This is a genomic window from Nocardia sp. CA-084685 (genome assembly GCF_050955785.1).
GTDB lineage: Bacteria > Actinomycetota > Actinomycetes > Mycobacteriales > Mycobacteriaceae > Nocardia.
In genome coordinates this window covers 7,054,135-7,067,374 of sequence record NZ_CP192094.1, presented here as the reverse complement: position 1 = coordinate 7,067,374, position 13,240 = coordinate 7,054,135, and the positions used below count along the sequence as shown (strand labels likewise).

At 65.3% G+C, this 13,240-nt stretch carries 14 protein-coding genes; 12 read left to right on the top strand and 2 right to left on the bottom strand.

Annotated elements, in window-relative coordinates:
* Window positions 1-84 precede the first annotated feature (84 nt).
* Together ACQP2U_RS31415 and ACQP2U_RS31410 are read left to right on the top strand one after the other, a co-directional pair.
* The gene (locus ACQP2U_RS31415) at window positions 85-1,068 is read left to right on the top strand and encodes an LLM class F420-dependent oxidoreductase (RefSeq protein WP_397032330.1); all 984 of its coding nucleotides are present in this window, start codon (window positions 85-87) and stop codon (window positions 1,066-1,068) included.
* Window positions 1,069-1,252: 184 nt separating this feature from the next.
* Complete coding sequence (locus ACQP2U_RS31410; RefSeq protein WP_433710763.1) at window positions 1,253-1,792, top strand: Uma2 family endonuclease; 540 nt, start codon at window positions 1,253-1,255, stop codon at window positions 1,790-1,792.
* A 68-nt stretch (window positions 1,793-1,860) separates the two neighbouring features.
* Here ACQP2U_RS31410 and ACQP2U_RS31405 read toward each other — a convergent pair whose 3' ends face one another.
* The gene (locus ACQP2U_RS31405; RefSeq protein WP_433710762.1) at window positions 1,861-2,028 is read right to left on the bottom strand and encodes a hypothetical protein; all 168 of its coding nucleotides are present in this window, start codon (window positions 2,026-2,028) and stop codon (window positions 1,861-1,863) included.
* A gap of 225 nt (window positions 2,029-2,253) precedes the next feature.
* Here ACQP2U_RS31405 and rpsP point away from each other — a divergent pair, with 225 nt between their 5' ends.
* The 5 genes from rpsP (at window position 2,254) to ACQP2U_RS31380 (ending at window position 4,495) form a co-directional block, all read left to right on the top strand.
* Window positions 2,254-2,679, top strand: a complete 426-nt coding sequence (gene rpsP / locus ACQP2U_RS31400; protein ID WP_364341737.1) for a 30S ribosomal protein S16 — start codon at window positions 2,254-2,256, stop codon at window positions 2,677-2,679.
* Window positions 2,679-2,921 carry an RNA-binding protein gene (locus ACQP2U_RS31395; protein WP_040693288.1) on the top strand — a complete coding sequence of 81 codons (243 nt, stop codon included), beginning with the start codon at window positions 2,679-2,681 and terminating at the stop codon, window positions 2,919-2,921. The genes rpsP and ACQP2U_RS31395 overlap by 1 nt, the downstream gene beginning before the upstream one ends.
* Window positions 2,921-3,445, top strand: coding sequence for a ribosome maturation factor RimM (rimM, locus tag ACQP2U_RS31390; RefSeq protein ID WP_433710761.1), 525 nt, complete (start codon window positions 2,921-2,923; stop codon window positions 3,443-3,445). Before ACQP2U_RS31395 ends, rimM begins: the two co-directional genes overlap by 1 nt.
* A 24-nt stretch (window positions 3,446-3,469) precedes the next feature.
* Window positions 3,470-4,150, top strand: a complete 681-nt coding sequence (gene trmD / locus ACQP2U_RS31385) for a tRNA (guanosine(37)-N1)-methyltransferase TrmD (RefSeq protein ID WP_397032322.1) — start codon at window positions 3,470-3,472, stop codon at window positions 4,148-4,150.
* 75 nt (window positions 4,151-4,225) lie between these two features.
* Window positions 4,226-4,495, top strand: coding sequence for a hypothetical protein (locus ACQP2U_RS31380; protein ID WP_433710760.1), 270 nt, complete (start codon window positions 4,226-4,228; stop codon window positions 4,493-4,495).
* A gap of 101 nt (window positions 4,496-4,596) precedes the next feature.
* Here the strand turns inward: ACQP2U_RS31380 and ACQP2U_RS31375 are convergent, their stop codons facing one another.
* Window positions 4,597-5,451: a LuxR C-terminal-related transcriptional regulator gene (locus ACQP2U_RS31375; RefSeq protein WP_433710759.1), complete on the bottom strand. Its 855-nt coding sequence runs from the start codon at window positions 5,449-5,451 to the stop codon at window positions 4,597-4,599.
* Between the two features lie 96 nt (window positions 5,452-5,547).
* Between ACQP2U_RS31375 and ACQP2U_RS31370 the strand changes: the two genes are divergently transcribed.
* The 5 genes from ACQP2U_RS31370 to rplS all read left to right on the top strand — a co-directional run bounded on the left by ACQP2U_RS31370 (window position 5,548) and on the right by rplS (window position 13,219).
* Window positions 5,548-7,236, top strand: coding sequence for an AMP-binding protein (locus ACQP2U_RS31370; protein ID WP_433710758.1), 1,689 nt, complete (start codon window positions 5,548-5,550; stop codon window positions 7,234-7,236).
* Window positions 7,236-8,876, top strand: a complete 1,641-nt coding sequence (locus tag ACQP2U_RS31365) for an AMP-binding protein (protein WP_433710757.1) — start codon at window positions 7,236-7,238, stop codon at window positions 8,874-8,876. Before ACQP2U_RS31370 ends, ACQP2U_RS31365 begins: the two co-directional genes overlap by 1 nt.
* Before the next feature lie 234 nt (window positions 8,877-9,110).
* A complete protein-coding gene (locus ACQP2U_RS31360; RefSeq protein ID WP_433716638.1) occupies window positions 9,111-11,522 on the top strand; it encodes a Tex family protein in 2,412 nt (803 codons plus the stop codon).
* A gap of 31 nt (window positions 11,523-11,553) precedes the next feature.
* The gene (locus ACQP2U_RS31355; RefSeq protein ID WP_433710756.1) at window positions 11,554-12,423 is read left to right on the top strand and encodes a hypothetical protein; all 870 of its coding nucleotides are present in this window, start codon (window positions 11,554-11,556) and stop codon (window positions 12,421-12,423) included.
* A 454-nt stretch (window positions 12,424-12,877) separates the two neighbouring features.
* A complete protein-coding gene (gene rplS, locus ACQP2U_RS31350; RefSeq protein ID WP_011210681.1) occupies window positions 12,878-13,219 on the top strand; it encodes a 50S ribosomal protein L19 in 342 nt (113 codons plus the stop codon).
* The last annotated feature ends 21 nt before the right edge of the window (window positions 13,220-13,240 follow it).

The window sequence follows — 13,240 nt, the reverse complement described above, 5'->3', positions numbered from 1 at the left end:
GTCGGTGTGCGACCGACTCCCAGGTCAGGGCATTGATGTGGCCAAGATCGGGAGGGCGGGGCGGTGCGCGCGTAGGGTCGGGTTATGACCATTCGCCTCGGCTACCAGATGCCCAACTTCAGTTACGGCCAGCCCGTCAGCGAACTCTTTCCGACCGTGGTCGCGCAGGCCAGGGAGGCCGAATCCGCGGGTTTCGACACGGTCTTCGTGATGGATCACTTCTATCAGCTGCCCGGTCTCGGTGAGCCGAGTGAGCCGATGCTGGAGGCCTACACCACGCTGTCCGGAATCGCCGCGTCTACCGAACGAATTCAGTTGTCGGCGTTGGTAACCGGCAACACCTATCGCAATCCCGCACTGCTCGCCAAGACCGTCACCACCATGGATCTGGTGAGCGGCGGACGGGCCGTGCTCGGCATCGGCGCCGGTTGGTTCGAGCTCGAACATCAGTCCTACGGGTTCGAATTCGGCACCTTCACCGAGCGCTTCCAGCGGCTCGACGAGGCGCTGCGGATCATTACGCCCATGCTGCGTGGTGAGCACTCGACCTTCGACGGCAAGTGGTACCACACCGAAAACGCCATGAACGAGCCGCGGCTGCGCAACGACTTGCCGATCCTGCTCGGTGGTGGCGGCGAGAAGAAGACCTTCGCACTAGCCGCCCGCTTCGCCGACCACATAAACATCATCTGCAACGCCTCCGAGCTGCCCCGCAAGATCGAGGCACTGCACCAGCGCTGTGCCGAAAACGACCGTGATCCGAGCACTTTGGAGATCAGCTACCTCTGTTTCCTGATGATCGACGAAGACGGCGACCGTGCACGCAAACAACAGCAGGATTTGCTGCGCGGCATCGGCGTCGACCTGTCCACGCTCTCGGAGGACGAGCGCAAGCAGACCATCGCCGACCGCCAGTTCGTCGGCAGCCCGGCCGACGTCGCCGAGCAACTGCAGACCAGGGTCCTCGACCAAGGTGTGCAGGGCCTCATCGTCAACATGGTGACAAACGGCCACGAGCCGGGTGCGGTGGATCTCGCCGGTCGCACGCTCGCCCCGCTGGTCCGCTGAGCGGTTGACCTGAGCGCCCATTTCCTGGCCGAATCCCGGGCATCCCGCGAATCGTGCTCAGGATTGGGCGCTCACGCTAAAGCGATGCTCAGGTTAAAGTTGACTGATAACGGTCGCGGGCGACGGAGATCGGACGGATATGACGATGAGCGCCGAGGTTGCGATGATTCATCCCCTGGGGCCAATGACTGTGGAAGACTGGCTGGCCGAAGAGCAGCCGTCCGATGGATCTCGACTCGAACTCATTCTGGGGTACCTCCACATGACGCCAGCGCCCGGCGGTCCGCATCAGTATGCGTCGTTGGAATTGGCGATTGTGTTGCGCGACGCGCTACGGGCTGCGGGACGTACGGATTTGAATGTACTGCCAGCGGTGGCTGTGCGGATCAGCACGGCTTTCCGTACTGGGATCATTCCCGATATCGCTGTGGTGAATGTCGATTTCAACCACTCCAGCTTCGCGCCCGAGGACCTAGTGCTTGCCGTCGAGGTGTGGTCTCCGGGTAATACCCGTGAGGAGCGGGATACAAAGATCGCCGGATACGCGGCCGCACGTGTTCCGTATCTTTGGGTTGTGGAGTTGCCCGAGGACAAGCCAGCACGCTTCTGGGGCTATCGGCTCGGTGAGAGCGGATACCGCCAGGAGGTATACGCCGCGGCGGGCGAGACGGTCGTGGCTCCCGGACCCGTTCCGATCACCGTCGAAACGGCAGATCTGCGCTAGGGTGCGCCGGGTCGACGCCGTACATTCCGGGCCGGGGTCGTGCTGCTGCGCTACGAACCACGTGATCGTCAGCTCAGCAGGTTCGCGATCACCCCGATCACGCTGCGAATACCGCCGACAGTGGCGCGCGCGAGACCAGGCGTCAGCAATTCCATGGTCGCGTCACCGCCGACGTCGGCGGCTGTCTCGGCAACCACGCCCCGCTTGCGCCGACGCCGACTCCTGAAGATCCCCATGTTGTGATTATCCGAGGCAGGCGGTCGATCGTTTCCGGACGACGCGATTTCAGGAGCGGGGGACCGGTCTGGCAGAATGGACCATCGTCCTTCCTGGACAAGTGTCAGCCCGTCTCCGGTTACGCACCGCGCGGCGGTCACACACTCCAAGCGCAAAACCGGGCTCGCAGACCGTGCGGGTCGCTGAATTGCGCCGTGACCAACCACTGAAAGGCAGATCAGCACATGGCTGTTCGCATCAAGCTCACCCGTCTCGGCAAGATCCGCAACCCGCAGTACCGCGTGGTCATCGCCGATGCTCGCACCCGTCGTGACGGCCGTGCCATCGAGAACGTCGGCAAGTACCACCCGAAGGAAGAGCCGTCGCTGATCGAGATCAACTCCGAGCGCGTGCAGTACTGGCTGGGTGTCGGCGCGCAGCCGACCGAGGCAGTGCAGCGGCTGCTGGAGATCACCGGCGACTGGCAGAAGTTCAAGGGCCTGCCGGGCGCCGAGGGCACCCTCAAGGTGAAGCCGGCGAAGACGTCCAAGCTGGACCTGTTCAACGCCGCGCTGGCCGCCGCCGATAACGAGCCGGTCGCCGAGGCCGTCACCCCCAAGAAGAAGGCCGCCAAGAAGGACGAGGCCGCCGAGACCGAGGCTGCCGAATAATGTCGGCAGTCGTCGCCGATGCCGTGGAACATCTGGTTCGCGGCATTGTCGCCAATCCGGATGACGTCCGGGTCGAGCTGATCACCGGCCGCCGCGGACGCACCGTCGAGGTGCACGTCAACCCCGATGATCTGGGCAAGGTGATCGGTCGCGGTGGTCGTACCGCGACCGCGCTGCGCACCCTGGTCGCCGGCATCGGCGGCCGGGGCATCCGGGTCGACGTGGTCGATACCGACGCTTAATGGAACTCGTCGTGGGCCGGGTCGCCAAATCGCACGGTGTGCACGGCGAACTGGTGGTCGAGGTACGCACCGACGATCCCGACGCGCGTTTCGCACCCGGTGTGCGGCTGCGCGGGCGAGCGGCGCGATCCAACGAAGTCGGTGAGTTCACCGTGGAGTCGGCCCGAGAACATTCGGGCCGACTCCTCATGCAACTCGTCGGGATCTCCGACCGCACCGCCGCCGATGCGCTGCGCGGCACGCTGTTCGTCGTGGACAGTGCGGAGCTGCCGCCTTCGCAGGATCCGGACGAGTTCTACGACCACGAGTTGGAAGGCCTGACCGTCCAGCTCACCGATGGCACCGTTGTCGGCAGGGTTACCGAAGTGCTGCATTCGGCCGCGGGAGAACTGCTTTCGGTGCGCGCCGCCGATGACGGCAGGGAAATCCTCATCCCGTTCGTCACCGCGATCGTGCCGACGGTGTCGCTTGCGGATCAGCTGGTCGTCATCGATCCGCCCGAGGGTCTGCTCGATCCGGAGTAGCGAATCGCCGGAAAAGAGGACAGCATGAAACTCGATGTCGTCACGATATTTCCGGAGTATCTGGAGCCGCTGCGAACGGCATTGCTGGGCAAGGCCATCGACAAGGGCCTGATCTCGGTGGCCGTGCACGATCTGCGGCGCTGGACCCACGACGTGCACAAATCCGTCGATGATTCGCCCTACGGCGGCGGCCCTGGAATGGTCATGAAGCCGACGGTCTGGGGCGATGCCCTCGACGAGGTATGTCCCGACGATGCCCTGCTCGTGGTGCCGACGCCCGCCGGCGTGCCCTTCACCCAGGCCACCGCGCAACGTTGGGCGACCGAAAAACACCTGGTATTCGCTTGCGGTCGTTATGAAGGTATCGATCAACGCGTCTTCGACGATGCCGCCCGCCGGGTACGTGTCGAAGAGGTCAGCATCGGCGATTACGTCCTCATAGGCGGGGAAGCCGCAGTCCTTGTCATGGCTGAAGCCGTAGTCCGCCTACTTCCTGGCGTACTCGGCAATCAGCAATCCCACCAAGAGGATTCGTTCTCCGACGGACTGCTCGAGGGGCCGAGCTATACGCGCCCCGTCTCCTGGCGCGGCCTCGAAGTGCCGCCCATCTTGCTGTCCGGTGATCATGCGAAGGTCGCCGCGTGGCGGCGTGAACAGTCGCTTGCACGGACCCGCGAACGGCGTCCGGATCTGCTCGAGGAATAAAACTACAGACTCGACGCCCTATCGAATGTATCGTTAGTTAACGGCACATTAATCAACGGCGAACGGTAGGTGGCTATGGTGACAGCGGCTCGCTTCGGGACGGTGCGTCGAGCGGTGGTCTCGACTCTGATCGGTGGCGCGATGATGGTCCTATCGGACCTAGCCGCGCCCGAAATCGTCGAAGCCAGAGTCGCCGCCGATCGGGACACGCATGAGCCCGATGCTGGCCGTAGCCGCAACAGCGCAGGTCAGCGCGGCCGCAGCAGCAACCACGGGCAATACAAAGGCCGCAACGAGCGCCCATGCCAGTACACCCCCGAAGGCGTCTGCACCGGCGGGCGCTGACGAGGTTCGGTCATCATGTCGCGCACAGATTCGCACGCCGCGCATCGAATCGCCCGAGATTCCGTGCGCGGCGTGCGAATTCGTGCGCGGGAGCTCGCTGGTCAGGGCAGCAGGCCGAGGCGGCGGGCGGTGACGACAGCCTCGTGGCGGGAGTGCGCGTCGAGTTTGGTCATCGCGTTGCGCAGATAGCTTTTGACTGTTTCCGGGGAGAGCGAAAGGCGATGGGCGGCTTCGTGATTGGTGCAACCGAGCGCGATCTGGGACAGCACGTCTAGTTCCCGACGGGACAGGCGCGGGGCATCCTCGGGCGGGTCGCCGACCAGGAGTCGGGTGAGGCGTTCGCACACCGAGTGCAGGCGCTCGCGTAGGCGCGCGTCCTCGGCCGAGCGTGCCGCACCGCGCAGTTCGGCATTGATCTCACGCAGTTCCTCGGCGACCGCGGGTGCGGTCTCGGGCGCGGGAGTGGTCATTTCCAGCAGGCGCAGGCGACGGTCCACCTCGTCACGGATGGTGATCTCGGTGGCCAGGCGTCGGCTGGCCGCGACGACCAGGTCGGCGGTGCGATCGCCGAGCGGGGTGCCGCCGCGGTTTGCGGCGTACAGCACCGCGCGCGAGCGATCGTCGACTACCACGGGCACCGCGAGCACCGAGCGGATGCGTTCGCCGGAGACCGGGCCGTCGTAGTGGTGGGTGATATCGGAGGCGCTGCGGTAGTCGGCGACCGAGGCGGGACGGCGCATATCCATGACCCGTCCGCCCAGCCCGGAGGTGCGCAGCACGGTCAGTCCGCGCAGGCCATTGGTGACGGTGCCGACGAATTCGGTGAGCAGCAGCGCGTCGTCGTGCACTTCGCCGCCGAAAACCACCGGCACGCCCGCCTTATTCGCCACCCAGCGGATCTCGGCGCGCAGCGCATCGCCGTCGCGCGGGCGCAGCAGCGCGGTGGTGTGGGTCAAAAGACTCACCCCTTTTCGGGGGTAGTGCCGAACGTGATGTGACCCACATCCTATTGGAGATCGAGGTGGCGTGGATCACCGATGAGGAGAGGCGAGATGACCGTGGACCTGAACGCGCGCGTGCGCGAGCTACTGCAGACCTACGACGGACCCGATATCAGCGCGGCGGATATGCTGTGCGACCGGCACCCGGCCGATCGGGTCGCGTTCACCATTGTCGACGCCGACCTGACCTCGACGGACCTGACCTACGGTGAACTTCGCGAACGCTCCCAGCGCTGCGCCGTCGCCCTGGCCGACCTCGGCGTCCAACCCGGCGACCGTGTCGCCACGCTCATGTCGAAATCCGCCGACCTGGTGGTCGCGCTGCTCGGCATCTGGCGGCGCGGCGCGGTCCATGTCCCGCTGTTCACCGCTTTCGCCGCACCCGCCATCGCCTTCCGACTGGCCGCGAGCGGCGCGACGATCGTCATCGCCGACATCGATCAGGCGACAAAGCTGGTACCGAGTGACGACATCCCGGCTGATCCGCCATGGCGCGTCGTCATTGCCGGGGATGGTCCGGAATCCGCTCGCGTGCAGGTGCCCGATGCGAGTTCCACTCAGGCGACCACTGCGCCGATGCCCCCACTGCGTTTCGCGGATCTGCTTGCCACGCACTCCGTGGACGACCCGCGAGCGGCTGCCGTGGCCGTCGGCGGGGACGGGCTGTTGGTGCAGTTGTTCACCAGTGGCACGACGGGTACGCCGAAGGGGGTGCCGATTCCGGTGCGAGCGCTCGCGGCATTTCATGCCTATCAAGAGTTTTCACTGGAAGTGCGCCCAGACGACGTCTATTGGAATGCGGCGGATCCGGGTTGGGCGTACGGACTGTACTGGGCGATTCTGAGTCCGCTGGCCTCCGGTATCCGCAGCCTGCTGCTGCATGCCGCCTTCTCCGCGCCGCTGACCTGGCAAGTTCTCGAGCGATTCGGCGTCACCAACTTCACCGCCGCGCCGACGGTCTACCGTGCGTTGCGGGCCGACAGCGCCTGCGCCCCTACCGATCTTCAGTTGCGGCGGGCCTCGTCCGCGGGCGAACCGCTGACTCCGGATGTGGTGACTTGGTCGGTCGAAACCCTCGGCGTGGCGGTGCGCGACCACTACGGGCAGACCGAGCACGGCATGCTCATCTGCAATTCCTGGCACGACGCGCTGCGAGTAGAGGCTCCCGCGGGCTCGATGGGGCGGACAATGCCGGGTTGGCATTGCGCGGTGCTCGCCGACGATGCAGACGTCGAAGCGCCAATCGGTGAACTGGGCCGAGTCGCGATCGATACCGAACACAGCCCGCTGCTGTGGTTCCTCGGCTACCTCGACGCTCCGGAGCGCACTGCGCAGCGCTACACCGCCGACGGGCGCTGGTATCTGACCGGGGATGCCGGATCCCAGGATGCGGACGGTTTCTTCCACTTCTCCGCCCGCGACGACGATGTCATCATCATGGCCGGGTACCGCATCGGTCCGTTCGAGGTAGAAAGCGTGCTGGTGCTGGATGAGCGGGTGGTCGAGGCCGCGGTGGTCGGCATGCCCGACGAATTACGTGGTGAGGTGCTCGAAGCATTTGTGGTGTTGCGCAACGGTTTCGAAGGTAGCGCCGAACTCGAGACGGAATTGCAGACTCTGGTGAAACGCAAATTCGCCGCACACGCGTATCCACGAAAGGTGCATTTCGTGAACGCTTTACCCAAGACGCCCAGCGGCAAGGTGCAGCGGTTCATATTGCGACAGCAGGGGGTTCGGTGATGTCCGCACCCGCAAGTTACGCATCTGGCAGCGCGGAAACCCCGCTCCTCGGCGATACCATCGGCGATGACTTCGACCGCATGGCCGCAGCCTATGCGGACCGGGAAGCGTTGGTGGACTGCTCATCCGGCCGCCGCTGGACCTATCGCGAACTCGCGGCCGCGGTCGACCAACTTGCCACAGGATTGGCCGAGCGCGGTATCGTCAAGGGTGACCGGGTCGGTATTTGGGCTCCGAACTGCGCCGAATGGTTCCTCACCCAGTATGCGACCGCGAAACTCGGTGCGATTCTGGTCAATATCAATCCGGCCTACCGCACCAGCGAACTGGAATACGTGCTGCGCCAAGCCGGGGTGCGCACGCTGATCGCCGCGCCGGAATTCAAGACATCGAACTACGTCGCCATGATCGAGCAGGTCCGCCCGAATTGTCCTGGCCTGGAGCAAGTTCTGGTACTCGGCTCCCCTGAATGGGATGCGGTGGCACAGACCGCTATCGATGCCGAACGACTGACGGCGATCGCCGCGACACTGTCGATGGACGACCCGATCAATATCCAATACACCTCCGGCACAACGGGTTTTCCCAAGGGCGCGACGTTGAGCCACCACAACATCCTGAACAACGGCTACTTTGTCGGCGAACTCTGCGGCTATACCGAACAGGACCGGATCTGCGTGCCGGTCCCGTTCTACCATTGCTTCGGCATGGTTATGGGCAACCTGGCGAGCACCAGTCACGGTGCGGCCGTGGTGATTCCGGCTCCCGCATTCGATCCGATCGCAACCCTGGATGCGGTCGCGGCGGAGCGGTGTACCTCACTCTACGGCGTACCGACGATGTTCATCGCGCTACTCGCGGAACTGGATTCGGGTAAGGACGTCGACCTGTCCAGCCTGCGCACCGGCATCATGGCCGGATCGCCCTGCCCGGTCGAGGTGATGAAGCGGGTGATCGATCGCATGGGCATGCGCGAGGTGTGCATCTGCTACGGCATGACCGAAACCTCCCCCGTATCGACCCAGACCCGCCGCGATGACGGCATCGACCGCCGCACCGCGACGGTCGGCCGGGTCGGCCCCCATCTCGAGGTCAAAATCGTCGACCCCGCAACTGGTTTGACCGTGCCGCGCGGTGAACCCGGGGAACTGTGCACCCGCGGTTACTCGGTCATGCTCGGCTACTGGTCCGAACCCGAGAAGACCGCCGAGGCCATAGATGCCGCCCGCTGGATGCACACCGGCGATATCGGCGTCATGGATGACGACGGATACCTCGCCATCACCGGCCGGATCAAGGACATGGTGATCCGCGGCGGTGAGAACATCTACCCGCGCGAGATCGAAGAATTCCTCTACACCCATCCGGACATCCTCGACGCCCAGGTGATCGGTGTCCCCGACCCGAAGTACGGCGAGGAGCTGATGGCCTGGATCCGAATGAAGGACGGCACAACACCATTGAACGCCGACGCGGTCCGCGCCTTCTGCGCCGGCAAGCTCGCCCACTTCAAGATCCCGCGCTATGTGCACATCGTCGACGAATTTCCGATGACCGTGACCGGGAAGATCCGCAAAGCCGAAATGCGCGACCTGGCTGCGGAACTGCTCGTGTCTTCGGACCGCGACGACATCTTGTGAGCACATGTCGGGGACGTCGGAACGAGCTCGACTGCCGGTTCGCGACGAAGTCGTCGAGCACCGCACGACCGGCAGCAGTCCCCGGGGGCGGGAAGAATAAGTCCGGGTCTCATCCGATGCTCCGGACCAGTGCTGACACCGCGCAATTCGGTCATCCGCAACCCGGTTTACCTGGGCGTGGGCCGCTTGTCAGGCGACAACGGTAGTGTCTCGGGCGTGACGACAGCGCCCGAGATCGCCAGTTCAGCGACGAACACCGACACGACCGCCGCCACACCGGCCGCGACCACAGCTCTGGCCAGCGTGGGCCGGCGCATCGCCGATGAGCTCGGCGTGCGCGAGACCCAGGTCCGGGCCGCCGTCGAGCTGCTGGATGCGGGTTCCACGGTGCCCTTCATCGCGCGGTACCGAAAAGAGGTCACCGGTGGCCTCGATGACGCCCAGCTCCGCCAGCTCGACGAGCGCCTGACCTACCTGCGCGAACTCGACGAGCGCCGCGGCACGATCATCGAATCCATCAAGGGCCAGGGCAAACTCGATGACGCGCTGCTCGGGCAGCTGATGACCGCCGAGACCAAGGCCCGCCTCGAGGACATCTACCTGCCGTACAAGCCGAAGCGGCGCACCAAGGCGCAGATCGCCCGCGAGGCCGGTCACGAACCCGTCGCCGATGCGCTGATCGGCGATCCGACCACCGATCCCGCCCAGTACACCGCCGAACAGCTCGACGGTGCCCGCGCCATTCTGGTCGAGCGTTTCGCCGAGGACGCCGATCTGGTCGGCGAACTGCGTGAGCTGATGTGGAACCGCGGCCAGGTCAGCTCGAGCGTGCGGCCGGGCAAGGAGGAGGCGGGCGCTAAGTTCGCCGACTACTTCGAGTTCAGCGAGCCGTTCACCAAGCTGCCCTCGCACCGGATCCTCGCGCTGCTGCGCGGAGAGAAGGAAGAGATCCTGCAGCTGCAGCTCGAGCCCGACACCGAGGAGTTGGCGCCCGGCGAGCGCTCGGTCTACGAGGGCCGCATCGCGGTGAAGTTCGATATCGCCGATCGCGGCCGGGCCGCCGATACCTGGTTGCTGGATACGGTGCGCTGGGCGTGGCGCACGAAACTGCAAGTGAGCCTTGGTATCGACACCCGCATGCGGTTGCGTCAGGCCGCCGAGAAGGACGCCGTCGACGTTTTCGCCGCGAACCTGCGCGACCTGCTGCTGGCCGCTCCCGCGGGTACCCGCACCACCATGGGGCTGGACCCGGGCTACCGTACCGGCGTGAAGGTCGCTGTCGTCGACGCCACCGGCAAGGTGGTCGCGACCGAGGTCATCTACCCGCACAAACCGCAGGGCCAGACCGAGAAATCCCTCGCAGTACTCGGCGCGTTGGTCGCCCGCTTCGGCGTCGAACTCATCGCCATCGGCAACGGCACCGCCTCGCGCGAGACCGATGCCCTTGCCGCCGAACTTATTTCCCGGATTCCGGAGCACAAGCCGACCAAGATCGTGGTCTCCGAGGCAGGCGCGTCGGTGTACTCCGCATCGGCGTATGCCTCGCAGGAACTACCGGATATGGACGTCTCGCTGCGCGGCGCGGTTTCCATCGCCCGTCGTCTGCAGGACCCGCTGGCCGAGCTGGTGAAGATCGACCCGAAGTCCATCGGCGTCGGTCAGTATCAGCACGATGTCTCCGAAACCCTGCTGGCCCGCTCGCTGGGCGCGGTGGTGGAGGATGCGGTGAACGCGGTCGGTGTCGATGTGAACACCGCATCGGTGCCGCTGCTGTCGCGGGTTTCCGGTATCGCCAATTCGATCGCCGAAAGCATTGTGTCGCACCGTGATCAGCACGGCCCGTTCCGCAGCCGCACCGCGCTGCTCGACGTGCCGCGCCTGGGTCCCAAGGCCTTCGAACAGTGCGCGGGCTTCCTGCGCATCCGCGGCGGCGACGATCCGCTCGATACCTCCGCCGTGCACCCCGAGGCCTATCCGGTGGTGCGGCGCATCCTGGAATCGACCGGGCGCGGCATGTCGGAACTGATCGGCAACACCACCACCTTGCGCGCGCTGCGGCCCGCCGATTTCACCGATGAGAAGTTCGGTATCCCTACCGTCACCGACATCATCTCCGAACTCGAGAAGCCGGGCCGCGACCCGCGTCCGGAATTCAAGACGGCCGAATTCGCGGCGGGCGTGGAGAAGGTCGCGGATCTGCGGCCGGGCATGGTGCTCGAGGGGGTAGTCACCAATGTGGCCGCATTCGGTGCCTTCGTCGATGTCGGCGTGCACCAGGACGGCCTCGTGCACGTCTCGGCCATGTCGCACAACTTCGTCAAGGATCCGCGCGAGGTCGTGAAGTCCGGTGATGTCGTCAAGGTGAAGGTGCTCGAGGTCGATGTCGCACGTCAGCGCATCGGGCTGTCGCTGCGGTTGGACGATGAGCCGGGCGTAGCGGCCAAAGGCGACGGTGGCCGCGGTCGTGGCCAAGGCGGTCGGAGCGGGCAGGATCGTGGGGGACAGCGGCAGAATGGTCAGGGCAGGCAGCAGGGCCAGGGCCGACAGCAGAATCAGGGCCGCAACCAGGGCAACCAGCGGCGCAACGCGCCCGCACCGAGCGGTTCGATGGCGGATGCGCTGCGGCGGGCCGGGTTCGGGCAGTAAGGGCGATACGGGCGGAGGTTTGTAGGAGGCCATGCGACGGTGGCTCGAAGACGATGTGATCGGGCACGGCCGCCTTCCGCTGCTGTGTTTCCTCCTCGGGTTCATTGTCGGCTTCCTGCTGATCCGGCTCAGCGTGCGGTTGATCCGCAAGCAGGTCCGCTGGTGGCCCGGTAATTTGCGCTCCGGTGGTGTGCACATCCACCACATGGTGTTCGGGGTCATCCTGGTGCTGCTGTCCGGCATCGGGATGGTCACCATGTACGCGAGTGCCACTACACTCACCGCGAGCCTGCTCGCCGCCGTCTTCGGTGTCGGCGCGGCCCTGACCCTCGACGAATTCGCGCTGATCTTCTATCTGCGCGATGTGTACTGGGAGGAGCAGGGCCGCACCTCGGTGGACGCGGTCTTCGTCGCGCTCGCGGTGACCGGACTACTGCTGCTCGGATTCCATCCGCTGTGGTTGCTGGATATCAATGACTTCCGTCGCGATGCCAGCGCCGGAGTCCGCACCTTCATCGTCCTGTTCGCCGTGGTGAATCTCGGGCTGGCGGCAATCGTTATCGCGAAGGGCAAGATCTGGACCGGGCTGTTCGGCATGTTCTTCCTGCCCCTACTCGTAGTCGGCGCATTCCGCCTGAGCCGACCGGGCGCACCGTGGGCTCGTTGGCGTTATCCAGGCAGGCGGCGGCTCATGTATCGGGCGATCGTCCGCGAACGTCGGTACCGACGCCCAATGATCCGCGCGAAGATCTTCGTACAAGACCTCGTTGCCGGAAAACCCGACGTCGTCCACGTCCGCGAGGCCGCCGAAGCCGAATTGGCCCGCACCGTCGTCCCCGCACCCCCCGCCCCCGCCCATTGGCACCTGCCCGCCGTGTCCGACCACTCCCATCGCGACTGATCGTTGCGCCTTCCCAGCGCAACTGCACCGTGTCTCGCGTTCACGAGAATGCGCTGGTGCATGGACCGAATCCGCCAGCACCGCTTGCTGTTCCGGCTGCGCTGACGCCTCCCATATCGCTCGTCGGCGACGAGCCGAAGGCCTGGCTCGGGCCGCTGGGTTTGGCCGGGCTCCTCCTCGCATCGTGGGCCCTGCGCCCGACCAGACCACTTGCGGTTTGATGGGAGAGGAATCGGTCACGGGAAATCCGTCATGCCGTCTCGCGGCCGCGGTGCACCGCGCGGCCATCGGGTGAGCGGGGCCCGATTTTTCCCGCGACCCGCCGATCTGGCACAATGCACAGGTTGCCCTGGGTGCATTCGGCCCACGGAGCACCCCTTATTCGGAGTATGAACCGGTCGAGCACGCCAGTGCCGCCAGGGTCCTCTGCTCGCGCAAACATCAGAAGGATGAAATGAACACCCTTGACTTCGTCGACGAAAAGTCGCTGCGCAGCGACGTCCCCGACTTCCGTCCGGGCGACACGCTCAACGTGCACGTGAAGGTCATCGAAGGCTCGAAGGAGCGCATCCAGGTCTTCAAGGGCGTCGTGATCCGGCGTCAGGGTGGTGGCATCCGCGAGACCTTCACCGTCCGCAAGGTGTCGTTCGGTGTCGGCGTGGAGCGCACCTTCCCGGTGCACAGCCCCAACATCGACCACATCGATGTCGTGACCCGCGGTGATGTCCGCCGTGCCAAGCTGTACTACCTGCGCGATCTGCGCGGCAAGGCCGCCAAGATCAAGGAAAAGCGCTGACCTACTAGCGGCACCGCTCGG